Raw genomic sequence first — 23,639 nt, 5'->3', positions numbered from 1 at the left:
AAGCAAGGGGGGCGTCGCCGCGCTCCTTAATTCATCCAGTTTTTGAAGGTGTTTAGGCCCGAGTCCTTTTCCTTCGTCTTTTGCGTCGGGGTGGGCGTCTGGTCAAAGAGGCTTTTGCTCACCGGCGTGGCCGTCGGCTCGGGCGAGACCCGCTTGAGCTTGCCGTAGGCGTCCGGGGTCAGCTGGTAGTTCCAGAGCTTGAAGGTCCCCTCGAAACAGGAGACGACGAAGCCGTCCGTATCCAGCCGGACCACCTTGACGTCGTGGAGGTCGCGCGAATTCGCCAGCCTGAGTACAGAATACGAACTGGGCGCTTTGGGGGCGGAAAAAGAGGGCATCGTCAGCGACCCCGAGGGCGAGAGATAAACATAACCCGCTCCGGCCAGAGCCATCATCGATAGGAGTGCGCCAATATTCTTGAATATCATATCCGTGGGTACTCTGGTTCCCGCGCATTATTCTCACAGGGCTGGGTTAGTCAATCTGAAACACCTTATTTAGAGAGCGTTTAACTCCCTGAAGCTGGTATAACCAGGCGCGCCGCCGGGGCCCGGTGCCCCAATGATTACGTGATCGAGCAGCGGAATTTGCAGCAGCGCGGCGGCTTCCTTCAGCCGGAGCGTCAAGCGCCGGTCTGATTCGCTTGGGCGAGGGTCGCCGGATGGGTGATTATGGACCAGAATCATCGCATAGGCGCTGTGGATGATCGCGGGCCGGAAAACCTCGCGCGGATGGGCCAGGCTTTGGTCGAGCGTCCCGAGGGAAACCTCCTCCACCCGCAGCAGGCGGTACTGGGTGTCGAGCAGCACCACGCGAAAGGATTCGCGCGCGAGCGTGCGCATCTCGGGCCCGAGGAAATCATAGATCAGCTCCGGCCGGGTCAGTTTTTCACCCCGGTTAAACGTCTCCCGCGCCAGCCTCGCCCCGAGGCCGAACGCCGCGCATAGCTGCACGGCCTTGGCGGGCCCCACGCCCTTTGTGGCAGCCAGTTCCTTGACCGAGGCCCGGGCCAGCCGCCCGAGCGAACCGTAGCGGGCGAGGAGCTGGCGGGCCACCTCCACGGCATTCGCGCCGGGGAGCCCCGTTCGCAGCAGAATGGCAATGAGCTCGCTGTCGCTGAGCGCCTGCGCGCCTTGGGCGGCGAGCTTTTCCCTGGGGCGGTCCCCCTCCGGCAGGTCGTGAATCGTCCGTGTCATCACCCCCAGTATGAGCACGGAGCGCGGCAAAAAGACCAGCTATTTCCTGGCGGAGGCCTGCGAAATTCGTATTACTAGGCGACTAATGAAACATTTTGTCGTCGAAATTACCTACACGGCTCCGAGTGAGGCCGTGGCCGCCGTTCTGGAACGTCACCGCGCCTACCTGCAAAAGGGTTACGAGGCGGGCCTGCTCCTTATGTCGGGCCCGCAAAACCCGAAAACCGGCGGGATGATTATCGCCCGGGCTGAGTCGCTCGATGCGATTGAATCCTACTTCGCCGGGGACCCCTACAAGACCGAAGGCGTCGGCCAGCACCGCTTCATCGAGTTCATCCCGGTGAAGCATCAGCCATTCCTGGGCGACTGGATCGAAGGGAAATAGCCCGAGGCGACGCCTCTCGTCACTCCGTCTCAAAGTCCACCCAGTGGATCAGCGGCAGGAGCACCGGCTGCGCGTCGTGGTGCCACGTCAGGGGCGGGAACTGCATCTGGCCGATGGGGCAGATGCGCGAAGCCCCGGTGAGCACCACGCGGTCGGCGTTTTCCGGCGTGGCCGGGTGGATCCCGACGGTGCTCAGGTGTTTGTAGACGCGGATGACCGCGCGGGGCAGGTCCTCGGGAAGCGGCTTGACGTAGATTACGCGGTTAAGGCACGAGGCCATGAACTGCGGCTCCGGGTCGTAGAGCACCGTCCAGGCCGTCGAGCCGGGGCTTTCCCACAGCGCGGGCGGCTCGGACTGGTTCACGGCGGCGCGGAAGGCGAAGTCTTTGCGCAGCGCGGCGATCTCGCTCTGCTCCGCGAGGCTGACGGGCCCGCGCGGGTTCTCTTTTTCAAAATCGGCCATCGCCCCGGCCAGCCGCTCGGCGTACTCGCGGGCGATCTTCGGGTCGACGTAGTAGAGATGCGGCGAAAGGCAGCCCTGCTGGTTGTAGAGCGAGGCGGAGCGCGCCGCGTCGGCCACGGAGGTAAACCCGGGGTCGTCGAACACCACCCCGAAGCTAATCCGGTGGGCATGCGGCAAAAAGCGCTGGTCGGCGCGAACCCGTTTACGGAAATGTTCTACCGTTTCGTCACGTCCAAACACGATCACGGCATCGGCCTGGTCGAGCCAATCGCCGTGGAGTTCCTCGGAGATCGTCACCCGGCGCGCCAGCTCAAAGGGGAGCTGCTCGCGGAAGCGCACCACCTCCGGCAGCCCGCCCGTGGGCACTTTTACCCAGTTGTGCGCACCCAGGAGCAGCCCTCGGATGAGGCTCTGAAGACCCGCGTGGGGGGTATTGCCGCTGACCACGTGCAGGATCAGGCACGGCCCGAGCGCCCGGGCGGCGTGGCCACCGTAGGGGTGAAAGACGTCCAGGGCGTCCTCGTAGCCGAGTTCGGCGCGGATGAGGCCCATCAGGCCCTCGGCGGTGATCGGTCCCAGCCACGGGAAATCCCGGGCTGCCTCGGCCAGATGCGTTGCGATTTCGCGGGTCTGCATGGGGAATATCGTATAAAACCGTCTCTCTTATACCATGGTCCCTACGCAAAAGAAAACGCCGGAGACAAAATTTCGGATTGCCATGGGAAAAAAACGGGCGTATTTGATTCTACATAATCTCAATAGGGATTAGCGACAAACCATGCAGACCTCTAAGACCTCATCATCAGCCACCTTCGTTTCCCGGGATCTGCTACGGCAGATCGAGGATCTCCAAGCCGAGGAAACGCTGATGTGTGGCGAGATTGGGCGCTTCCTTTCGGGCGGGCGGCTCTACGCCATTCCCCGGCTGCTCCTGCGCGGGCCGGATGCCGGGGTCGACCCGGTGCGCATCGGCATCTTTGCGGCGATCCACGGCGATGAGCACGAGACGGCCTACGCTGCCCTGGAGTTCCTGCGCCGCCTGGTGCAGGAACCGGAGCGCGCCCGCGGCTACGAGGTCTACGTCTACCCGGTCTGCAACCCGACGGGCCTGGAGGACGGCACCCGCCAATCCCGCACCGGCGCGGATCTCAACCGCGAATTTTGGAACCAGTCGCCGGAGCAGGAGGTCCACCTCCTGGAACGCGAACTGGCCGCGCGCGCCTTTTCGGGCGTCGTGGCCCTCCATGCCGACAACACCACGGAGGGCGTCTACGCCTACGTGCGCGGGGCGACGCTCACCGAGGCCTTGGCGCGTCCGGCGCTCCGGGCGGCGGAGTCGTTTCTCCCCCGGGCAGCCGGGGCTGTCATTGACGGCTTCCCCGCCTGCGACGCGCTCATCCGCGACGCCTGCTACCACGGCGTGCTGAGCAACCCGAGGGAGCTTAACCCGGCCCCCTTTGAGCTGATCTTTGAGACGCCCCAGGATGCCGCGCTGGATCTCCAGGTGGAGGCGGCCGTCGCCGCGCTCGACCGCATTCTGGAGGAGTACCGGCCCTTCCTGGCGTTTGGTCAGGATCTTTAGCGGTTTAGCAGCCGCCCAGGGTGTTTTTTTATTGGCGCAAGCGCGGGACCTGCCCGTATAGTCCCCCGACCCACCTGGTCAGAGAAATCCCACCCCTGTTTTTTTGAAGCTTCGCCGACATATTGCCGCAGCCCTGGCGGGCGCCGTCATGCTCCTCGCGCACCCAGAGGCCCGGGCCCAGGATCTGCCTGGCGGCGGCGAGACTCAGCGCTACTACAACATCAAGGCAGGCCCCGTCTACGTCACGCTCAACTCCAGCGTCCAGACGCAGTACACGGACAACGTCAACCTCTCCAACGGCAAGGACAGCCCGATTCTCTCGGACCTGATCATCACGCCCCGCGTTGGCTTCACCGCGCTGTCCGAGCTCCAGATGTTCCCCCGGGAGCGGGATGACATCGAGCGGACCACGCTGAGCCTTTCGATGAACCTCGGTTACGAGTATCACCTCCTCCAGCCGACGCTCAACCGGAACAACACCGACCTCAACGTCGCGCCCGACTCGCAGATCGCCTTCCGGATTCTCGCGGGCCCGGTAAAGATCCGCGTCTACGATCAGATGGCCATGCAAAGCGACTCCGGCAGCGACGGCAGCCTCTCCAACGTCGCTCAGTTCCGGCGCTTCACCAACACCATCGGGGCCAACGCCGAGTGGCCCATCAACAGCCTCACCAACGCGCACCTGGACGTTTCGCACCGCAATCTCTGGGCCCTCAGCATCGTCAGCCTCGACTCCTCGGGCAACGCCACCAACATCGGCACGAGCGCCTTTAATAACTACGTCGACACCGTCTCGGGCAGCATCAACTCGCGCGTCCTCTCCTTCCTCACCCTCGGCATGGGCGCTTCCGTGAGCAAGACCACCTTCCCCTCGGCCTCCGACCAGGACAGCACCACCATTGCCTACGGCCCCACGGCGAGCTTCCAGCTCAGCGACTACACCTCGCTCGACACCAGCGCGGGCATCTCCGAATCCATCCCCAGCAACGGCCCCTCCACCACCAGCGAATACGCCAACGCCTCGCTCGTCAACCGCTTCAACCAATACTACACACAGACCCTCTCGGTCGGCCGCCAGCTCTCGCTCTCCCTGCTCGGCGCGCAGACCCAGGTCGATTACGTGCGCTACAACGGCTCATGGCGCATGAACTCCAAGATCACCCTGAACGGCACGATCGGCATCGACCAGACCACCTACCTGGGCAACGGCGGGAGCCTCGGCAACATCGTCGACACCTCCCCCTACCGGATGCTCCGGGCCCAGCTCTCCACGCAATACCGGCTCTCCCGGAAGCTCGATACCCACCTTTCGTACACTTACCTGAAAAAGCTCGCCGACCAGGCCGACGACGGCTACAGCCAGAACATGATCACCTGGGATATCTCCTACGCCTTCTAGCTAGAGATCTCGCTCGCTCCGCCCTCTCCCGGCCCGGCCCCCCGCCCCCAATTCGAACATTTTTATAAAATATGCTTGCCTTGGTGTAATACACCATAGAGAAAAGGAATAAGCACAGAGGCCTTTGCCATACAAACGGCAGGGCCAGTGCGGGAAACGATCAACCAAGGAAGAATCAAACATGAGAGATGTCACATTGAGAGGGCCCGTCTACACATTCCAGTGCCTCGGGATTCACGAAGCCAAACAAGCCGGACTCATCGACTCGTGGGAAAAACAGGGAACGCACGCGCCGGTCTCCACGATTTTCGAGCACGGCGAGGGCAAGCTGCTCGCCGACTGGATCGCCAAGCTCCCCGACGCCCTGCTGGTCGCCACGGGGCGCTACCAGATCACCGTCTACCGGCCTAAAACCCGACTCGTCATCCTGCCCGAAGACGAAGCCGACCCGCTGGAGGACGAGGCGGAGGAAACCGAGGCAGCGGGCGCCCCCGAGGCTTGGGAGGAAAAGGAACCGGCGCTGGCATGAAGACCTCGCACAGCACGATCGCCGAAAGCCGCGAATTCGTCTGCGAAGAATGGGGCAAGGGGGAGGAGACCGTAACGTTCTACGCTCCCATCACCCGCGAGGACGGCGTCACGTGGATCCACCCCGCCTGGGCCCGGGAATCGACCTGGGGAGCCATCACCGCCCGGGCCGACCGCATCTGGCGCGTCTCGGGCTCCTTCTGGAACCCGGGCGGCTTCCGGCTCATCTGGCAGGGCGGCTTCGGCACACTAAAGGAGGTGGGCTTATGACGGCACGGCGCAAACCCCGCGACCTCACCGACGAGCGCCGGGAAGCTCAGCGCGGCATCTGCTTTAAGCTGCTGGAGCGCTGGGTGCCCGTGGCGGCCTCGGCCGACCTGGCGCTGCGCAAGGAGGGGCGCTCCGGGCCGGTGATCGACGAGGAGCCGCTGGAGGCCGGGCTCAAGGCGGCGGCAACGGTGCTCAAGCTCCTCGAACGGCTGGCAAAGCTCGACGGCCTCGACGCTGCGGAGAAGCGCGAGCTAACCGTCACGGAAACGGCCGACCCGGAGGAACTCGCCCGGCGGGTGCGCACCGTCAGCCCGCTCCTTATCGCCCGGCTGCGGCTGGAGCCGCAGGGGAAGCCGCCGCAGCCTCCCGCGCTGGAGGAGCCAGGCGGGCATTGAGGAGATCGCCCAGGCGCTCCCCGGCTTTTACGATCTGAGCCATGGCAAGGAAGTGGGCTTCGTGAATAAAAGCCGGGGAAAGCGTCCCGCCATCGGAGGGCCAGGCTTTTTCCCGGGCAAATGCAAAAGTCCCCCGCGCCCAGGCTTCCCACGGACGGGTGCCTGAAGCGCTCTCCCCATCAACCCTGCGGACATTTGCCGAGGCCCACTCCATCGCCGCCCCGGCCTCCCGCGAGACCACCCCTGGCGCGCCGGGCGCTTCCGGCCAGGCAGGGCGAGGCGGCAGCTGCCAGAGCTCCACGGGGCGGCCCTCCCGAACGTCGATCCGGTAGGCCGAGTCCCAGAACGCATGCAAATTACGAGGGTTCCAGAGGCCGTCAAAGAGCGGGGCAATCGTCACCATATTGCCGCCCCGGTCATGCCGGTCCGCCGCGTGGAGCGGTTGGTGGATATCCCCCACGATGTGGATCACCTGCGCCAACGCCACGGCCCGGTCCCGCGGCGGTGCCTGGCGGTCCCCCAGCACGGCCGTCGCCTGGTCCAGCCCCCAAAGTGCGTGGGGCGGCGGCGGCTCCGGCGGGGTTTTCCCCCCATCGCATTCGAAATCAACAAAATGCCAGCGTCCCCACGGGTTCGCCTGCCCGAGGCCCCTCTGGTCATCCAGCCACACCCCCGCCGTCACCAAGTTGTATGGAGCCCCGCCGTTGAACTGCCGATCGAGCAGCGCAATCAGCGGCCGCATCTCCTCGACCACCTCGGGCCGGAGCCGCCGGGCGGCGATTTCGCCGATCAGCAAATGGCCCCCCTCGTCCCACGCCAGCGCATTCCCCGCAAAAAGCAGAGCCAGCACACCGCCAATAAGCCATTTCAGGTTCATGGCGCAAAGTGTACGCCTATCTTGCCAGCGGGGAAAAACCCATTTATCGTCGCGCAACTCGTATTTTCACCAGCCTCTCCATGAATACCCACCTCGCCTGCCTCCTCCAGCGCGTCCCGGCGCTCGCCCCCTGTATCGACGACATCCAGCGTGCCTACACCATCATGCACCAGTCCCTCGCGGCGGGCGGCAAGCTCCTCATCTGCGGCAACGGCGGCAGCGGCGCGGATGCGGAACACTGGGGCGGCGAACTCCTCAAAGGCTTCAAGAGCCGCCGCCCGATTCGGGGCGAACTGCTCGGCAAACTCGGCCCAGAGCTCGCGGGCAAGCTCCAGGGAGCCCTCCCCTGCATCCCCCTTACCGGCTTCCTCGGCCTGCGCACCGCCTGGCAGAACGACTGCGACCCGGACTACGTCTACGCCCAGCTCACCCTGGCCTTCGGTCGCCCCGGCGACACCCTGGTCGGCATCAGCACCTCCGGCAACTCCCGCAACGTCGCCCCGGCCCTGGAAGCAGCCAAGCGCCTCGGCCTCCACACCATCGCCCTCACCGGCGAAGGCGGCGGCAAAGCAGCCCAAATCGCCGACGCCTCCATCCGCGTCCCCTCGCAGGAAACCTACCTCATCCAGGAATACCACCTCCCCATCTACCACACCCTCTGCATCATGCTCGAAGCCGATCTCTTCCCCGAAACCTGACCGGCCCATCGGGCAATAAGGTCCGCTTATATACAAAAATAGGCAGCCCTTTCCGCTGAATCGGGGTTGCCCCCAACGGCAATTGGGGATATAAAGGGAGGATTGCGTCATGGTTGCACTTTCTGAAGACCTGATCCGTTCCACCCTATCCAAGATTAAGTACCCGGGCTTTAGCCGGGATATCGTCTCGTTTGGCCTCGTCAAGAGTATCCAGGTCAACGGCGACGACGCAACCGTCGTGCTTGAGGTCACCGCGCGGGACACCTCCATCCCCGAGCAGATCCAAAAAGAAGCGCGCAAAGCGCTGCGAGAGCTGCCCGGCATCGGCAACGTCGAGGTTAAACTGGAGGTCCACCTCCCCGCCTCGCCCACCGGCAACGCCGCCGCTCCCGGGCCCGCCCCCATCAAAGGCGTTAAAAAAGTCATCGCCGTCGCCAGCGGCAAAGGCGGCGTTGGCAAATCAACCGTCGCCGTCAACCTCGCCCTCGCCCTGGCCAAAACCGGCGCGAAAACCGGCCTGTGCGACTGCGACATCTACGGCCCGTCCATCGCCCTCATGGTTGGCAGCAACGAGCGCCCCATGGCCACCGCCGACGACCAGATCCTGCCGATCGAAGTCGCCGGGCTCGAAGTCATGTCCATGGGCTTCCTCCTGGACGACACCTCGCCCGCCGTCATGCGCGGGCCGATGGTCACCCGCACCACCCAGCAACTGCTGCGCCAAGTCGAATGGGGCGACCTCGACTACCTCGTCCTCGACCTCCCTCCGGGCACCGGCGACATCCAGCTTACCATCGTCCAGACCGTCACCCTGGCCGGGGCCGTGCTCGTCACCACCCCGCAGGAAGTCGCCTTGATTGACGTCCGCAAAGCCGCCTCCATGTTCGGCAAAGTCAACGTCCCCCTCCTGGGCATCATCGAGAACATGAGCTACTTCCTTTGTCCCAGCGACGGCAAGCGCTACGACATTTTTGGCACCGGCGGCGGCCAGCGCGAGGCCGCTCGGCTAAATGTGCCACTCCTGGGGGAAATCCCCATCGACATCGCTACCCGGGAAGGGGGCGACCGAGGGGTCCCCATCGTTCGCGCAGACCCGCAGTCCCCTGTTTCCCAAGCATTTATCCATGCCGCAGAGCAGATTTGCTCGGCGGTTTCCTCCAAATGAACACCCTCGCCTCCTCCTCCAGCGCCCGGTTTATCCAAAAATTTTCCAGGTCCAGAATTGACGCCCGGGCCTTTCTTAGGAAAAGTGATTCCAACATGGATCACCCGGACCCCGATAATTCGGATTTCGTCAAAAACTCCGTCCTGTACAAGGAGTTCCTTGCCGAGAGGGAAGAGATCCTCGTCCACAAATGGCTTGAGAGCGAAAAAGCGGGGCACGACATCGGCTTCGAGCGCGCATTGCTCGACTGGATCGTGAAACACCGCTCCGCCTGGCGCGACGCCCGCCGCACCGAAACGGCCTCCCAACCCCACCCGACGACCCCTCAGCCCCCGGCACAACCCCCGACACAGCCTCCGCAGTAGACTCTAATCCACCCTCCTTTAACCGCGATCCCGCGAGGTCGCCAAGGAAACCCAAATGCCCAAATTCGAATCTGCAACGCCGCCGGCCCCCGGCGCGAGCGTCATCCTCGACGCCCCCGCCATCCAGCGCATCCTCCGCCGCATCGCCCACGAAATCATCGAGGGCAACCCCGACCTGGATAAAGTCGCCCTGGTCGGCATCCCATCGCGCGGCATCGAAATGGCCCGCCGCATCGCCGACTACATCGAGCAATTCGAGCGCCACCCCGTAACCACCGGCGCCATCGACGTCTCCATGCACCGCGACGACCTCAACCTGAGGCCCCGGCTCTCGCTCGTCGCCCCCACCCACCTGCCCGACGACCTCGAAGAGCGCACCATCGTCCTCGTCGACGACGTCCTCTACTCCGGGCGCACCTGCCGCGCCGCCATGGACGCCATCTCCTCCTTCGGCCGCCCCCCGCGCATCCAATACGCCGTCCTCATCGACCGCGGCCACCGTGAACTTCCCATCCGCGCCGACTACGTCGGCAAAAACCTGCCCACCTCGCCCGGCGAACGGGTCTTCGTGAGGCTGGAGGCGCTCGACCATCAACCCGACGCCGTCTGGATCAGCAAACCCGCATAACCCGGGCCCTCTCAACCATGAACGCTTGGAACCGCAAAGACCTCGTCGCGCTGGAGGGGCTCTCCGCCGCCGAGATCACCCACATCCTCGACACCGCCGCCGCCTTCAAACAAGTCGGCACACGCAACATCAAAAAAGTCCCTTCGCTGCGGGGCAAAACCCTCGTCAACTTCTTCGTTGAGCCGAGCACCCGCACGCGCACCTCCTTTGAACTCGCCGCCGTGCGCCTCTCCGCCGACGTCGTCAACATCACCGCCACCACCTCCAGTCTTACCAAAGGTGAGACCCTCAAGGACACCGCCTTGAACCTCCAGGCGCTCCACTCCGACATCATCGTGCTGAGGCACTCCTCAGCGGGCGCGGCGCAGTTCCTGGCCGAGCGGCTCTCCGCCAGCGTGATCAACGCCGGAGACGGTGCCCACGCCCACCCGACCCAGGCGCTGCTGGACCTCTTTACCATCCGCGAGCAGCTCGGCACCATCGAAGGCCTGCACGTCGCCATCTGCGGCGACATCCTCTTCTCGCGCGTCGCCCGCAGCAACATCCACGGGCTCCTCAAGCTCGGCGCGAAAGTCACCCTCGTCGGCCCCAGCACGCTCGTGCCAAAAGTCTTTGAGCGCATGGGCGTCACCGTCACGCACAAGCTCGACGACATCCTGCCCGACCTCGACGTCCTGAACATGCTGCGCATCCAGCATGAGCGACAGCGCAAAGAGTATTTCCCGAGCCTGGGCGAATACACCGCCTTCTTTGGCCTCACCAAAGAGCGGGCCGCGAAGCTCAAACCGAGCGCCATCATCATGCACCCGGGGCCGATCAACCGGGGCGTGGAAATCGACAGCGAAGTCGCCGACAGCGGCCGCAGCGTCATCCTGGATCAAGTCACCAACGGCCTCGCCGTCCGCATGGCCGTCCTCTACCTCTGCGCCGGAGCGCGAGGGGAACTAAAATGACTCACGCAAAGCCTCAAAGCCTCAAAGGGAAGGAAATCCTGCCTTTCTTTGCGCCTTTGCGTCTTTGCGTGAGAAAAATTCTTTTCCCCTCGTTTCCAATTTGGAGATTCGTAACGAGAGAGTGTTTTATGGACAGTACGTGGTTGCAGACCGCTCCTAGATTGACAGCAGGCCTGCTTTTGGTAACGGGGTTTTCGGGCTGTGTTCTCCCGGTTAATATTTACACTTCACCCAAAGTAACCGGCTGTGTTTATGACAAAAAAACACAAATGCCAGTTTCCGAAGCCACGGTAACTTTTGCGGGATTGCCACAGATTGCTGCAAGAACAGATGGAAAGGGAGATTTTAGCCTTCCCGAACACAAACATCGCGAACTGGTCGTATTCCTAGGAGCAGTCGACCCGCCCACATCTATAACCTTGATAGCCCGGCACAAAGACTACCGGGATTTTTCTTCCCGCATCCCTCTCAGGAGCCCAAGCGAAGGCCTCAAGATATTCCTCCAACCCTACAAACCATAGCTTTATGTCCTCCACTACCCTTCTGCGCAACGGCCGCATCATTGACCCCGCCAACCAGCGCGACGAAGTCGGCAACGTCCTCATCGTCGACGGCCGCATCGCCGATCCCGCCACAGTTACCTCTCGCAAAAACGTCGAGGAAATCGACTGCACTGGCCTCATCATCGCCCCGGGCTTGATCGACCTCCACGTCCACCTGCGCGAACCCGGCCAGACCGCCAAGGAAACCATCGCCACCGGCACCGCCGCCGCCGCCGCGGGCGGGTTCACCAGCGTCATCTGCATGCCGAACACCTCCCCCACCATCGACCACGCCAGCGTCGTCAACCTGGTGCAGGACAAGGCCCGGGAAGAAGCCGCCGTCAACGTCTTCGTGGCCGGGGCCATCACCAAAGGGCTCGGCGGAGAGGAACTCTCCCCTATCGGCTCCATGGCCAAGGCGGGCATCGTCGCCCTCACCGACGACGGCCGCTGCGTCCAAAACCACGAACTGATGCGCCGCGCCCTGGAATACGCCAAAATGTTTGACCTCCCCGTCATGGACCACTGCCAGGACATCAACCTGACCGGCAAAGGCGTCATGCACGAAGGCTACTGGAGCACCCTGCTGGGCCTCCAGGGCTGGCCCTCCATCGGCGAGGAAGTCATCGTCCAGCGCAACGCCCAGCTCGCCGAGCTCACCGGCACCCCCGTCCACTGCCAGCACGTCTCCGCCGAGGGGAGCGTCCACATCCTGCGCCGCGCGCGCAGCCGGGGCATCCCGATCACCGGCGAAGTCTGCCCCCACCACATCGCGCTGACCGACGAAGCCGTGCGCGGCTACAACACCGATTTCAAAATGAACCCGCCGCTGCGCGCCCAGAGCGACATTGACGCCCTCCTGGAAGGCATCGCCGACGGCACCCTCTCGATCCTGGCCAGCGACCACGCCCCACATTGCGCGTTTGAAAAAGAAGTCGAGTTCGACCACGCCCCCTTCGGCATCATCGGCCTCGAAACCGAGCTCGCCCTCTTCCTTAAGATCCTCGTGCACGAGAAGAAAGTCGTCGACCTGCCAAAGCTCATCTCCATGTACACCCTCAACCCCGCCCGGCTCCTGAAGCTCGACCGGGGAACGCTCTCCGCGGGAGCCGTGGCCGACGTCACTGTCATCAACCCCGGCTTGGAGTGGACCTACGACAAAACCACCACCCGCTCCCGCTCGCGCAACACCCCCTTCCACGGCTGGGAGCTCAAGGGCCGCGCCGTGCGCACCATCGTCAGCGGCAAGACCGTCTGGAGCGCATAAAAAGCAGCGTCCGCAGGCGGATTGCCGGTTGACATCCGCCCGGGATCACCGGATACACGCCAACACCCCATGCAGCTTATCCCAAAAGTCCTCATCTTGGCCACCCTGCTGGCCTGCGCAACGGCCCCGGCCCAGACGCCCACCGCCACCCCATCCCCGGCGGAATCCGTAACGCCGAGCCCCACCCCGCGCGTCGACTACACGGCGAAGATCGTCGCCGCCGAGGACGAACGGGGCAAAATCGAAGCCGACCTCAAGGCCGACACCTCCGTGGCCCCCCTCGCCGAAGCCGCCGCGACAAAAAGCCATGAGCTCGGGAGCGCCAGCGCCGAAACCGCCCAGACCCTTGCCGCCAAGCCCTCGCTGAACACCGTCCGGGAGCTGCAAGCCCGCTGGCAGCAGCGCAAAGAGGCCCTTGCCTCCCTCAAAAACGACCTCACCCGGCGCAGCGATGGCTACCGGGACCAGGCCGCCGCGCTCGACCGCATCAAGGCCAGCGTCGATGAGTGGACCAAGCTCACCGCCGACGGCCCGCCGCCCACGCTGCCCGCCGAATGGAAAAAACGCCTTGAGGACCTGAAAAAAGCCGTCGCGCATAACCGGGAAACCGTCCAGAAACAGCTCTCCGCCCTCACCGTCCCGCTCGCCTCCGTCCACGAGCAAGAGATCAAGCTCAACGCCACCCTCGCCGCCCTCAACGAAGCCGAGCCCCAGGCTGCCGCCCGCCTTTTCTTAAGCGAAAGCGTGCCCGTCTGGCGGATCCCCATCTGGAGCGAGTCCAAGCGCATGGCCACGGGCCTCAACTTCGGCCAGGAAATGCACGCCGCCTGGAACCAGCAGTGCGCCGCGCTCGCCGCCTACGTCCAGGACCAGTCGGACCGGCTCCTGGTCCATGCCGCCGGGTTCGCCGTGCTGCTGATCGGGCTCTGGTGGGCGCGCCGCCGGGTCAACGCCTGGGCCGACGACGAGCCGAGCCTCAAGGCCGCGACCACCGTCTTCGAGGTGCCCACCGCCATGGCCCTCGCCTTCTCGCTCGTGGCCTTCCCGTGGGCCTACCCGCAGCCCCCGCAACTCCTCACCGCCATCATTGGGGCCGCCGCGCTCATCCCGGCCATCGTGATCCTGCGCCGCCTCATCGACCGCCACCTCTTCCCGGTCCTCAACCTGCTCGTCGTCTTCTACTTCGTCGACCAGCTGCGCACCGTCGCCAGCAGCTTCCCCATCGCCGCGCGGCTTCTCTTCCTAGCCGAAATGGCCGCGGGCTGCGGCTTCCTGGGCTGGATGCTATGGAACGACCGCAAGGCCCCCGAATGCCTCGTGCCCACCGCGCAGGTTCGCGCCCCCATCACCGCGGTAAAGCTGGAACTGGCGGTCTTTAGCGCAGCCCTCTTTGCCAACGCCATCGGCTGCGTCGACCTGGGCAACTTGGTTGGCAACGCCGCGCTGGGCAGCGCGTATTTAGCCGTCATCCTCTACGCTGCCACCCGCATCGTGGACGGCTTCGCCATCGGCGCGCTCTCGATGGAGCCGCTCTCGACCCTCGGGGCCATCCGCCATCACCGGACGCTCATCTGGCGACGCACCCACTTCCTGGTTAAAGCCGGGGCCGTCGTCCTCTGGGTCATGGGAACCCTGGAGCTGCTCACCATGCGCGCCCGGGTGATGGAGGCCATTAAGAGCGTCTTTGGCATCGGCCGCGAGGGCACTACCGTGGGGCAGGTCGTCCTCTTCGGGCTGGTCATCTGGGCCGCGTTCCTCTGCTCGCGCTTCATCCGGTTTGTCCTGGAGGAGGATTTCTACCCCCGCGTGAAAATGGAGCGGGGCCTTTCCTACGCCGTCTCGACGATGCTTCACTACACCGTGCTGCTCGTCGGCTTCTCCTTCGCCGCCTCGAAGGTGGGCGTCGACATGACGAAGTTCACCATCCTCGTCTCCGCTTTCGGCGTCGGCATGGGCTTCGGTCTTCAGAACATCATCAACAACTTCGTCTCCGGCATCATCCTGCTCTTCGAGCGCCCGGTGAAAGTGGGAGATGTGGTGCAGCTCGACAACACCACCTCCGGCATCGTGGACCGTATCGGCATCCGCGCGAGCGTCATCCGCACCGGCTCGGGCTCAGAGATCATTCTCCCCAACGGCAAGCTCATCGCCGACCAAGTCATCAACTGGACCCTCTCCAACCGCCAGCGGAGCCTCGACATCACCATCTGCGTGGCCTACGGCACCGAACCGTGCCGGGTCATGGAACTGCTGAAAAAACTCGCCGCCGAGCACCCGCTCGTCTCCCGTCTCCCGGCCCCGAGCGCCCTTCTGAGCGACCTCAAGACCGACAGCCTGGAGTTCAAGCTCACCGCCTGGACCGACCGCATCGAAGCCTGCGGGCAGATCCGCAGCGACCTCGCCGTAGCCATCCTGGCCGCCTTTGAGAAAGAGGATATCCTCCGACCCTCGCCCGCCGCGCCCGTCCCCGTTACTTCGTAATATCCACTCTTTTTTTAAAATGAGCACACCCATTGATGAACTCCGCCAGATCGTCGCCCGGCTCCGCGCCCCCGGCGGCTGTCCCTGGGACCGCGAACAGACCCACCTTTCCCTGCGCAGCGATATGATCGAAGAGGCTTACGAGACCGTGGAGGCCATCGAGGAAGCCAGCGACGCCCACCTTTGCGAGGAGCTTGGCGACGTCCTGCTCCAGGTCGTCATCCACAGCCAGATGGCCGCCGAGGAGGGCCGCTTCACCTTCGACGACGTGGCCCGGGGCATCTCCGCCAAGCTGATCCGCCGCCACCCGCACGTCTTTGGCGACGCCGAGGCCGCCGACTCCGAGGCGGTGCTTAAAAACTGGGACGAGATCAAGCGTCAGGAGAAGGGCAACACGCAGACCTCGCTGCTCGACGGCGTCTCCGGCGGGCTCCCGGCGCTGCTGCACGCCGAGAAAGTCACCAAGCGCGCCGCGCGAGCCGGTTTCGACTGGGAGAACCCCGTGCAGGTCGTCGGCAAGATCCGCGAGGAACTGGCCGAAACCGAGGAGGCCATCGGCCTGGGCGATCCGGAGAAGATCGAGGAGGAAATGGGCGACCTGCTCTTTGCCGCCGTCAATTTCGCCCGCAAGCTCAAGGTCGAGCCGGAAGTCGCCCTGCGCCGGGCCACCGGTAAATTCAGCCGCCGCTTCCGCGCCCTCGAAACCGCCCTCCAAGAACGAGGCCGTAAGCCCGAGGACTGCACGCTGGCGGAAATGGACCTGATCTGGGACGAGATCAAGCGCCAGGAGCACCAGTCCGAGTGCCAGCCTTCGAGCGGCGAGACCGCGAAGAAATAGCGGCTTTTCTCTCCCCCGCCCCGTACAAACAAAACGGGGGAAGGGCTCTCCCCTCCCCCTGCGCGCAAAAAGCGTCGGTATTGGACGTTAACTTCTACTTCACCGCGGCGGCGTAGAGCTCCTCCACCACGGGCCAGTTGACCACGTTCCACCAGGCCTTGAGGTAATCCGGGCGACGGTTCTGGTAGAGCAGGTAATAGGCGTGTTCCCAGACGTCCACGACCAGGATGGGCGTACCGGGCACGTCGGTAATGCCCGTCATGATGGGGCTATCCTGGTTCGGCGTGGAGACGATGGCAAGAGACCTGTCTGCCTTCACGATCAGCCAAGCCCAGCCGCTGCCAAAGCGCGTGGCCCCGGCGGTCTGGAACTTCTCCTGGAACGCCTCGAAGCTGCCGAAGGTGGCATCGATAGCCGCCGCCAGCGGGCCGGAGGGCTTGCCGCCACTGTTGGGGCCGAGCACCTTCCAGTAAAAATTATGGTTCCACACCCCGCCGCCATTATTGCGAATCGGCGTGCGGTAGGCCTCCGGAACGGCGGGCAGATCGCGGAGCAGATCGTCGAGCGATTTTCCCTCGATCTCCGGCTTGTCTTTAACCGCGTTGTTGAAATTGGCAACGTAGGTCGCGTGATGTTTATCGTGGTGGATTTCCACCGTGCGGGCGTCGATGTACGGTTCGAGCGCGGTGAAACTGTACGGAAGAGGAGCAAGTTCGTAAGCCATAGGTATCTACTCTAAATTGCTTGTATGCTTGATGGATTGACGGTTTTACCAAGCGAGCCATCCAGCTCGTTTACAGGCCGAGAATGCCTGATTTTCCCCACGATGCAAGAGGGTAGATAAGTCTTTTCCCGTGGGACTGGAGGGCAGCGGATCTTCCTTGGTACACCGAGGAAGGCCATTCCACCCTCGCTGTAACTTCGCTATAAATACGCACCAAGGTGAGCCCCCCGATGGAAAAACGTTCGCGGGGCTTCTACGCGAAGGAATATCGCAAACGCAGCTCGGGATTCCGAGTTAGCAAAAAGCCGCCTAATCGCCACGCACGATTCGGTCCGCCTGCGCCCGCTGGAGCGCCTCTGCGACCTCTGAGGAAACCGTCCGCTTCCCCAGCGGGGCAAAGCAAATCCCGGCCAGCTTGAAGTGAGCCAGGCCAAAGGGAATCCCGACAATGGAGGTCAGGCAGGCGAGCCCCGCAAGGACGTGGGCGATGGCCAGCCAGATCCCCGCCAGGATGATCCAGAGAACGTTGGCCACCCCGGTCCCGGGCACCACCGTTTCACCCATCAGCTCGGCGTCAACCAACCGGCGACCAAAGGGGAAGGCGGTAAATCCGGCAATGCGGAAGGCTGCCACGGCAAAGGGCAGGCCGACCACGGTCAGCGCGAGCAACCCGCCAGCAAGGATCCACAGAGCGGCGGCAAAGATACCGCCACCGAATAGAAACCAGAGAAGATTAAGGGCGAATTTCATGGGGTTAACATCACCGAAAATCAGTCAGACATCAACCCCGTGAGATCCGGTGGCCATCCACGGCGAGCTGTCCGTTACCTCTTTTTGAAGAAACTAACATTCCCCAGCCAGGTGCAGCAGCCCGCGGCGATGACCGCGATGACGACCAAGCCGGGAATGCTCCCTGCCGGGCCAAGAACGCCAGCCAACAGGCCCGTGCAAAGCCCAAAAAGCGCAACGGCCCCAAAAAGCACGCGCCCCGGCACGGAACGGTTGGTAAAGACCAGCGAAAGGGGAATCGACGCGGCGCAGAGGGCGATGGCGGACATGATGAGGTGCTGGGGGCCTGTCAGAAACGCCGTGCCAGCCAGGGCGGTCCCCAAGAGCAGGCTACCAGCCACGGCCACGGCTTCCCAGCGTTCTTCCCGCCGTAGGGCGTGCCGGGCGAAGCGGTCGAGCAGCAAGATGAAATTCCCCACTCCCCGGGCCACCCATACCCACAGCACAAAAAGGACATAAAGCAGGCCGATGCCCAACCCAATGGGCGCATAGGGACCGCTGAAGAGAACGCGCGCAAATCTTACGCCAAAGTAGAGCCCGAGGATGATCCCCCAGCGCGCTTTGCCGCTCAGGCGCTGCATCATGAAGGAGTAACTCAAGTAAGCGCGGTAGAAGGGCGAACGGGCGCGAAAACTCTGGAGCAGCCCCTCGCGAGCCCACTCGCTTTCCGGGTCCAGCCGCAGGGATTCCAGAAAATGCGCCTCGGCCTCACGCCGGTTCCCGCTTTGCAGGGCCGACCAACCGGCGTTGGCGTGCGTGTAGGCGTTCTCGGGATCTCGGGCCAGCATGCTTACGAGCTGCTCCCGGTTTTCCTCCATCTTGTTTTGGAGCCGCAAGGCCCGGGAGAGCTGATTGGCCGCCGCCAGGTTTTCCGGGTCGAGGCCCAGGGCGCAGCGGGCGGCGCGCTCCGCCTCTGCCCAGCGTTCCAAACAAAGAAGGGCCTGAGATTCGGCTACAAAACAGAACGCGTTATCCGGTTCGAGTTCCACCGCCGCCTGGGCCGCCGCGAGTCCCTCCTTGGGGCGCTCCAAGAAGCATAGAATATGAGCCTGTAGGGCGTGGTGCCCCGCTTCCTCCGGTTCCAGGGCGATGGCTTCGTCCACGACGGGCAGCGCCTCGGCCTCCCTCCCGGCGATCTGGAAAAGACAGCCCGCCAGATGGTGGAAGGAGGCAGCATCGCGCGGGTTTTGCCCCAAGGCATCGCGGAAAAATGGCTCGGCCTCCGGATAGCGCCCCTGCTCCTTGAGCAAAAGGCCGCGCCGGAAGTGGCCGGAATGGAGTTCGTCGAGCGCGTCCATTATTTTTTGATCCCCAGGAACGTCAGGACCTCGTCGTAGAACCCGCCCTGGTTGGAGTAAATGGCGTAGTTTTTGGCGCTATCAAACCACGCGCGGGTGGAGGGCTTGAGCGTTTTGGCGCTTTCCAGCAAATCCGAGGTGGTGATGGGGATGATGCGCCCCTCGCGCATGGCCTTGGCCAGCGAGCGCTCGATGGTAATGTCGAATACGGCCTTCAGGTCGGCTCCGGAGAAATCCTTGGTTTTGCGAGCCAAAGCCGCCGCATCCAACTGGTTGATGGGCTTGTTCTTGGCCATCACCTGGATTACTGCGGCCCGCGCGGCTTCATCCGGAGGCGGGACAAACAGGATGCGGTCGAAGCGCCCGGGCCGCCGGAAAGCCGGATCAATATGCCAGGGGGCATTGGTTGCCCCGAGAATCAAGAGACCGTCGTTGCTGGCATTTTGGCCGTCCATTTCCGCGAGGAATTGGTTGATGAGGGTCCGGCCCGCACTGCGCTTGAGGTCATTGCGATCGGCCGCGAGCGCGTCCACCTCATCGAAGAAGAGCACCGAGGGGGCGTTATCCCGCGCCAACTGGAAAAGCTCGTGCAGGTTCTTTTCGCTGTTGCCCAGATAGAGGTCGAGAATCTGGTGAAGGCCCACCGAGATGAAATTGGCGTTGATCTCGCCCGCCGTCGCCCGGCTCAGCATGGTTTTGCCACACCCCGGAGGGCCGTACAGCAGCACGCCGCCGCCGATCTTTTTCCCATAGGCGCGGAACAGTTCGGGGTTCTTCATCGGGTAGATGATTTTCATCCGAATCTCTTCCTTCACCGCGTCCATCCCGCCAACATCGCTGAAGCTGGATTTTGGACGCTCGATGTCTGCGGTTTTCCCCGCGGGATCCGCCTCCTGCGCCGGGGCGTTCCAGTCGCTCACGCCCACCGGAACTTTTTCCGGTTCATGGGGTTCGGCGGCGGGCCGTTTACCTTGAAGGTAGAGTTCCGTTTCAAACGCCTCATCTCTGGCCGAGGGCTCCAACTCCAGCGCATGCGCATACTGGGCAAGCGCCGCCTCGCGATTGCCCTCCATGAGGTTTAGTTGGCTCAGGAAAACCCAGGCGGCAGCGAAAGCGGGGTGATCCTGTGTGACGACCTCCGTCCGCACCAGCGCCTCGGAAGTTTTACCGGTCAGATGAAGGGTTCGCGCGATACCCAGCTTGGCTTCCGGCTGGTTCGGGGCCACCTTCAGCGCGCGGTCGAAGGCCCCCCGGGCGTCATCGAAAGCCCATTCGTCCAGACAGCCCTGGGCAAACAAGAGGAGAAGTGGCACGTTGTCTGGAGAGACAGCCAAGGCCGCGCGGAGAGGATCGAGGTTTGCCATACTTGGAAGAAATGCGAGAGGAGAGATTGGCGTCACTGCCGTTGCGGTATCAAGCGCAAAGCACGCTATTGCGTCAAGCGTATGGCGGCAGCAGGCGAAAGTTGTTTTAGCAGCCGGGCACGTCCACGCTGGTCGCAATGCAGACACCGGCGGCCTGCATTTCTTTAATGGCATTGGCAACGTCGTCCGGCTGGATATTGACGCCACGGCTTGCGTCTTCAATCAGGTAAGTATTGAAACCGAGCTGCACGGCATCGATGGCGGTGGCTTTGACGCAATAGTCAGTTGCGAGTCCACACACGTAGACATCGGTGACTCCATTGGTTTTGAGAAACTCGCCCAAGCCGGTCGCTTTGCGGTGGCCGTTATCAAAGAAACCGCTGTAACTGTCGATGCCGGGGTCGGTGCCTTTGACGAATAAATAGGCCCTCTCGCTATTAAGCCCAGCAACGAGTTCCGCACCCGGTTCGCCTTGGATACAATGAGGCGGCCAGAGCGTCTGAGGGAGCCCGTTCAGGTCGATTTGTTCGAGGACCTGCTTCCCGAGGTGATTGACGGCAAAGCTGCCGTGGTTTGCAGGATGCCAGTCTTTGGTGAAAACAACCGTGGCAAACGCTTCCCGGATGCGATTGACCACGGGGACGATCTCGGCAGCGTTCGGGACCAAAAGGGAGCCGCTCACGAAATCGTTTTGCACATCAACGACGATCAAGGCATGGGTGGCCGGTAGCTGTTTCATAATTCAAAATTGAACCCGTTTTTGCGGAGTTGTTTGTAGGCTTTTTGGTCAAACCGGAAGAGTTGAGCCGGGCGATGTTGCCCCCCCTGGCGGCGTTCGCTCAGGGCAATGAGCAGCCCCATGCCAAGGATCTTTTTGCGGAAATTGCGCTTATCGAGCGCGGTCCCGAGGATCGCCTCGTACAGCGCCTGTAATTCGGAGAGCGTAAACTTTGGCGGAAGCAATTCGAATCCTACTGGCTCATACCTAACTTTGCCGCGAAGGCGCGCGAGGGCGACAGCCACGATTTTTTCGTGGTCGAAGGCGAGCGGTGGAAGTGCGGAAACGGGAAACCATCGGGCTTGCCGGGCATCGCTGGCGGCGGAGGTGGGGTGCTCACTCGGTTTCACCAGTGCGTAGTAGGCCACGCTGATGACCCGTCCCCGGGGATCGCGCAGGACCTCGCCAAAGGTGTAGAGTTGTTCCAGAAAAACGCGGGAGATGCCGGTTTCCTCCTGCAATTCCCGGAGCGCGGCGGCTTCCACCGATTCATTCATGTCCACGAATCCGCCAGGAATGGCCCACGATCCGGCGAACGGTTCGAGCGCCCGCTCGATCAGCAGGATCTGCAATTCCGCGCCGTCGAAGCCGAACACAGCGGCATCAACGGTTACTGAGGGGCGGGGGTATTCGTAGGTGTAGGGCATGGGCTATTTTTCAACGGTTTTGACGAAGGCATTCAGTTCCCGGAGCTCGACCTCGAACCCGCCGCTGAGAATGGGCCAGCGGCACCAGGTCTTGGGGTCGAGGTTCTCGTCGTCCAAATGGAACGAAGGCGCATAACGCTCTCGCTTCCACTGATTGCGGCTCCACAGTTTAAAGAAACGGTCCACCCAGAGGTGCAGTTGGCCGATGGCATACTCGGGGAACGCCACGCGCATTAGTTCGAAAACCGTTACAGGGGGCTGCTTGTCGCGGATCGCCGCCCTTTCGATGGCGTCCAGCAGAGGATAGGGCATTAGGTCGTCTTCATCCGTTTGCGCCTGAGCCTTGGGGCGCAGTTCGGCCGTCGGTTGCTGCTCGTTGATGACGCTCAATTCGGGGAGCGGGCCGATGTCTTCGGGGCCGACCTGCTCCATCCAGCGCAGCCACTCCCGCAGCCATGCTTTATCGATACCCGCCAGGGGGCTCAGGCCGCCGCTGGTGTCCCCATCCATCGTTGCATAACCGACCGCCGCTTCTGAGCGGTTGCTTGTTGAGAGAAAGAGTGCGCCGCGAATATTAGCCAGGAGCCAGGCGCCGGGGGACCTCACCCGCGCTTGGATATTCTGGAGCGCGATGTCATTTTCCTTCCAGGAGAATCCCGTACCCACGGCAGTTTCGACCATGTCGACATAGCCCTTCACGAGCTGGGTAACGTCAAACACGTAGTGCCGGGCGCGCAATGCCTTTGCCATGGTTTCGGCAGCGCCGCGCGTGACGCTCCCGCTGTTTTCGCTGGGCTGGTAAACGGTAACGAGCAAATTCTCCCGCAGCGCATCAACGCTATCCGCGTCCGCCACGCCAGGGATATAGGCAAGTTTTTGTTTGAAAGTCTCCAAACCTAATTCTCGAACACCGAATAATACCATAAGCGAAACCAAGACGGCGCAAGCCGCCGAATCCGCCCCGCCGCTCAGCGAGATGAGGAAGCCATTCGAGCGGCTCTTGCGCATGTAATCAAAGAGCGCTAAGGCCTCCGCACGGGCGAATTCCTCAGCTTTAAGATTGGCGCTCAGCTCCCATCCCTCGCCGCTCGGCTCCGAAATGCGAGCCGCTAAAGAAACCGGGGCGAGGTTGCACGTTTTGCGAATCACTTCCTGGCTTCGGTCATCGAGCGCGGGACGGAAACTCGCCGTGCGGGCCTGACTCATCCGGGTCGCATCCACATCCACAACCGCCGAGGTGACATAGAAATCCTGGAAGCTTAAGCGCTGGCCGACCGCGATCAGCTTGCCCCCTGTGGCGATCATCGTGCCGCCGTCATAGATCGCGCGTCCGGATTCGTTTCCCATGAGGTTGGCGTAAACATAGCTGACGCCGAAAGCCCGCAAACCTTCCAGGACAAAGCGCTTGCGAACGTCGAGTTTTCCAAAGGCAAAGTGGCTTGCGCTGGGGTTCAGAATGACATCGACGCCTTGGAGTGAAAGTGCCGCTCCGGGGCGATTGGCCACCCACGCATCCTCGCAAATCTCGAACCCGAACCGCACGCCGTTCACCTCAAAGCAGAGGTCGCCGATAGGGAAGGACGCGGGCCCTCGTTCAAGCGTTCTGACGGTGCCTTCGCTCCAAGGTTTGAACCACCGCGGTTCATAGTGAATGCCGTCTCCGGCCAAAAACCGTTTTGCCACCAATCCCAGGGTTTGACCGTCGGCAATGACGCAAGCGCAGTTGAAAACTCCGTTTTGGAAAAGCACGGGGAGGCCCACAGTGACCACCATGCCCAGCGTATCCGGAAGCAGTGTCTCCAGGCTCTTCCATGCCATGTCGAGGGTGTGATGGGAGTGAAAGGCGTCTTCGCACCCATACCCGGTAATACATAGTTCCGGCAGACACAGAAGGTTAACCCCCTGCCCCCGCGCTTCGGCAATAGCAAGCCGAATGCGCTGGAGATTACCGCGCCAATCCAGAGGCACTTGGTTGAGCGCAGCCGCGCCAAGTTTTACAAGATGCAT

General features: G+C 62.9%; 26 protein-coding genes. 15 read left to right on the top strand and 11 right to left on the bottom strand.

The genetic code is table 11. The annotated features are described in order from the left end of the window. Nucleotides 1-26: 26 nt before the first annotated feature. Entirely contained in the window at nt 27-428 is a 402-nt protein-coding gene (locus B2828_RS08780; protein ID WP_479633344.1) for a hypothetical protein, read from the bottom strand. Between the two features lie 69 nt (nt 429-497). Beyond that, nucleotides 498-1,196, bottom strand: a complete 699-nt coding sequence (gene radC / locus B2828_RS08775; protein WP_479633343.1) for a RadC family protein — start codon at nt 1,194-1,196, stop codon at nt 498-500. Between the two features lie 85 nt (nt 1,197-1,281). On the opposite strand from radC, the gene B2828_RS08770 reads away from it, so the two are divergent. Then, on the top strand, nt 1,282-1,581 hold the full coding sequence (locus B2828_RS08770) for a YciI family protein (protein ID WP_479633342.1): 300 nt from the start codon (nt 1,282-1,284) through the stop codon (nt 1,579-1,581). A gap of 19 nt (nt 1,582-1,600) precedes the next feature. Here B2828_RS08770 and B2828_RS08765 read toward each other — a convergent pair whose 3' ends face one another. Next, nucleotides 1,601-2,680 (bottom strand): acyl-CoA reductase, encoded by a 1,080-nt coding sequence (locus tag B2828_RS08765; RefSeq protein WP_479633341.1) that lies wholly within the window; start codon nt 2,678-2,680, stop codon nt 1,601-1,603. 142 nt (nt 2,681-2,822) lie between these two features. Here B2828_RS08765 and B2828_RS08760 point away from each other — a divergent pair, with 142 nt between their 5' ends. From B2828_RS08760 to B2828_RS08740, 5 genes are all read left to right on the top strand, one after another. Continuing rightward, the gene (locus tag B2828_RS08760) at nt 2,823-3,626 is read left to right on the top strand and encodes a M14 family zinc carboxypeptidase (protein ID WP_479633340.1); all 804 of its coding nucleotides are present in this window, start codon (nt 2,823-2,825) and stop codon (nt 3,624-3,626) included. A 103-nt stretch (nt 3,627-3,729) separates the two neighbouring features. Beyond that, nucleotides 3,730-5,025, top strand: a complete 1,296-nt coding sequence (locus tag B2828_RS08755; protein WP_479633339.1) for a hypothetical protein — start codon at nt 3,730-3,732, stop codon at nt 5,023-5,025. Between the two features lie 181 nt (nt 5,026-5,206). Further along, nucleotides 5,207-5,554 carry a hypothetical protein gene (locus B2828_RS08750; protein ID WP_479633338.1) on the top strand — a complete coding sequence of 116 codons (348 nt, stop codon included), beginning with the start codon at nt 5,207-5,209 and terminating at the stop codon, nt 5,552-5,554. Further along, nucleotides 5,551-5,823 (top strand): hypothetical protein, encoded by a 273-nt coding sequence (locus B2828_RS08745; RefSeq protein ID WP_479633337.1) that lies wholly within the window; start codon nt 5,551-5,553, stop codon nt 5,821-5,823. The genes B2828_RS08750 and B2828_RS08745 overlap by 4 nt, the downstream gene beginning before the upstream one ends. Next, nucleotides 5,820-6,218, top strand: a complete 399-nt coding sequence (locus B2828_RS08740; RefSeq protein WP_479633336.1) for a hypothetical protein — start codon at nt 5,820-5,822, stop codon at nt 6,216-6,218. The genes B2828_RS08745 and B2828_RS08740 overlap by 4 nt, the downstream gene beginning before the upstream one ends. Here B2828_RS08740 and B2828_RS08735 read toward each other — a convergent pair. After that, nucleotides 6,142-7,095: a S1/P1 nuclease gene (locus B2828_RS08735; protein WP_479633335.1), complete on the bottom strand. Its 954-nt coding sequence runs from the start codon at nt 7,093-7,095 to the stop codon at nt 6,142-6,144. The genes B2828_RS08740 and B2828_RS08735 overlap by 77 nt on opposite strands. 80 nt (nt 7,096-7,175) lie before the next feature. On the opposite strand from B2828_RS08735, the gene B2828_RS08730 reads away from it, so the two are divergent. From B2828_RS08730 to mazG, 9 genes are all read left to right on the top strand, one after another. Further along, nucleotides 7,176-7,793, top strand: a complete 618-nt coding sequence (locus B2828_RS08730; RefSeq protein ID WP_479633334.1) for a D-sedoheptulose-7-phosphate isomerase — start codon at nt 7,176-7,178, stop codon at nt 7,791-7,793. Between the two features lie 109 nt (nt 7,794-7,902). Beyond that, the gene (locus B2828_RS08725) at nt 7,903-8,958 is read left to right on the top strand and encodes an Mrp/NBP35 family ATP-binding protein (RefSeq protein ID WP_479633333.1); all 1,056 of its coding nucleotides are present in this window, start codon (nt 7,903-7,905) and stop codon (nt 8,956-8,958) included. 95 nt (nt 8,959-9,053) lie between these two features. Next, nucleotides 9,054-9,323 carry a DUF4032 domain-containing protein gene (locus tag B2828_RS08720; RefSeq protein WP_479633332.1) on the top strand — a complete coding sequence of 90 codons (270 nt, stop codon included), beginning with the start codon at nt 9,054-9,056 and terminating at the stop codon, nt 9,321-9,323. A 55-nt stretch (nt 9,324-9,378) separates the two neighbouring features. Next, nucleotides 9,379-9,951 carry a bifunctional pyr operon transcriptional regulator/uracil phosphoribosyltransferase PyrR gene (gene pyrR / locus B2828_RS08715; protein ID WP_479633331.1) on the top strand — a complete coding sequence of 191 codons (573 nt, stop codon included), beginning with the start codon at nt 9,379-9,381 and terminating at the stop codon, nt 9,949-9,951. Nucleotides 9,952-9,968: 17 nt separating this feature from the next. Further along, a complete protein-coding gene (locus tag B2828_RS08710; RefSeq protein ID WP_479633330.1) occupies nt 9,969-10,904 on the top strand; it encodes an aspartate carbamoyltransferase catalytic subunit in 936 nt (311 codons plus the stop codon). Next, nucleotides 10,901-11,425, top strand: coding sequence for a hypothetical protein (locus B2828_RS08705; protein WP_479633329.1), 525 nt, complete (start codon nt 10,901-10,903; stop codon nt 11,423-11,425). The genes B2828_RS08710 and B2828_RS08705 overlap by 4 nt, the downstream gene beginning before the upstream one ends. Before the next feature lie 4 nt (nt 11,426-11,429). Beyond that, a complete protein-coding gene (locus tag B2828_RS08700) occupies nt 11,430-12,713 on the top strand; it encodes a dihydroorotase (RefSeq protein WP_479633328.1) in 1,284 nt (427 codons plus the stop codon). Between the two features lie 69 nt (nt 12,714-12,782). Then, nucleotides 12,783-15,194 carry a mechanosensitive ion channel family protein gene (locus tag B2828_RS08695; protein ID WP_479633327.1) on the top strand — a complete coding sequence of 804 codons (2,412 nt, stop codon included), beginning with the start codon at nt 12,783-12,785 and terminating at the stop codon, nt 15,192-15,194. Nucleotides 15,195-15,213: 19 nt separating this feature from the next. Beyond that, entirely contained in the window at nt 15,214-16,032 is an 819-nt protein-coding gene (mazG, locus tag B2828_RS08690) for a nucleoside triphosphate pyrophosphohydrolase (RefSeq protein WP_479633326.1), read from the top strand. 94 nt (nt 16,033-16,126) lie between these two features. Here mazG and B2828_RS08685 read toward each other — a convergent pair whose 3' ends face one another. The 7 genes from B2828_RS08685 to nadE all read right to left on the bottom strand — a co-directional run bounded on the left by B2828_RS08685 (nt 16,127) and on the right by nadE (nt 23,639). After that, nucleotides 16,127-16,756, bottom strand: coding sequence for a superoxide dismutase (locus B2828_RS08685; protein WP_479633325.1), 630 nt, complete (start codon nt 16,754-16,756; stop codon nt 16,127-16,129). Between the two features lie 309 nt (nt 16,757-17,065). Further along, entirely contained in the window at nt 17,066-17,506 is a 441-nt protein-coding gene (locus tag B2828_RS08680; RefSeq protein WP_479633324.1) for a YccF domain-containing protein, read from the bottom strand. Nucleotides 17,507-17,580: 74 nt separating this feature from the next. Further along, nucleotides 17,581-18,843: a tetratricopeptide repeat protein gene (locus B2828_RS08675; protein ID WP_479633323.1), complete on the bottom strand. Its 1,263-nt coding sequence runs from the start codon at nt 18,841-18,843 to the stop codon at nt 17,581-17,583. Beyond that, a complete protein-coding gene (locus B2828_RS08670) occupies nt 18,843-20,207 on the bottom strand; it encodes an AAA family ATPase (protein WP_479633322.1) in 1,365 nt (454 codons plus the stop codon). The genes B2828_RS08675 and B2828_RS08670 overlap by 1 nt, the downstream gene beginning before the upstream one ends. Before the next feature lie 106 nt (nt 20,208-20,313). Next, nucleotides 20,314-20,946 carry a bifunctional nicotinamidase/pyrazinamidase gene (gene pncA / locus B2828_RS08665; protein ID WP_479633321.1) on the bottom strand — a complete coding sequence of 211 codons (633 nt, stop codon included), beginning with the start codon at nt 20,944-20,946 and terminating at the stop codon, nt 20,314-20,316. After that, nucleotides 20,943-21,632 (bottom strand): NUDIX hydrolase, encoded by a 690-nt coding sequence (locus B2828_RS08660; protein ID WP_479633320.1) that lies wholly within the window; start codon nt 21,630-21,632, stop codon nt 20,943-20,945. Before B2828_RS08660 ends, pncA begins: the two co-directional genes overlap by 4 nt. Before the next feature lie 3 nt (nt 21,633-21,635). Next, complete coding sequence (gene nadE / locus B2828_RS08655; RefSeq protein ID WP_479633319.1) at nt 21,636-23,639, bottom strand: NAD(+) synthase; 2,004 nt, start codon at nt 23,637-23,639, stop codon at nt 21,636-21,638.

The organism is Spartobacteria bacterium UBA695 (assembly GCA_002298145.1).
In the GTDB taxonomy this organism is placed as follows: domain Bacteria; phylum Verrucomicrobiota; class Verrucomicrobiia; order Chthoniobacterales; family Chthoniobacteraceae; genus UBA695.
This window is presented reverse-complemented; position numbering and strand designations above follow the sequence as displayed.